Below are 466 nucleotides of genomic sequence, written 5' to 3'. Positions count from 1 at the left end.
ACAGCCTCAATCAATGGCCAAAAAGCTATCCGGAGATGCGGGTGCAAGTAGAGGCCTATATTCAGGCGATGACCGGCTTGGGCAAGCATCTGCTGGGCATGTTGGCTCTTTCGCTGGAGCTGCCTGAAAACTACTTCGCTGAAGGAGTTGAACGGCCAATGATCACTAACCGGTTGCTGCACTATCCGCCGCAGCCCCGCGTTGGCGATGGCAACCAGATCGGTGCAGGAGCCCATACCGACTGGGGCATGATCACCATGCTCCTGCAGGATGATGTCGGTGGCCTAGAGGTGCGCAATGCGGACGGCGAATGGATTCGTGCGCCCCATATCCCCAACACCTTCATCATCAACTTGGGCGACATGGTGCCGGTGCTCACCCGCGGGATCTATCGCTCCAACATGCACCGCGTCCTCAACCTCAATCCCGAACGGCACCGTTATTCGGTTCCAACGTTCTTCGATCC

The 466-nt window shown here is 57.5% G+C and carries 1 protein-coding gene; it reads left to right on the top strand.

Translation table 11 applies throughout. The features are described 5' to 3' along the window. Positions 1 to 41: 41 nt before the first annotated feature. Positions 42 to 466 (top strand): 2OG-Fe(II) oxygenase family protein (locus tag AC22G6_RS21845; protein ID WP_487368509.1); only part of this gene is annotated, 425 nt, incomplete at its 3' end.

The sequence above is a fragment of the Parazoarcus sp. PS-13 R2A genome (assembly GCF_057621855.1).
This window is presented reverse-complemented; position numbering and strand designations above follow the sequence as displayed.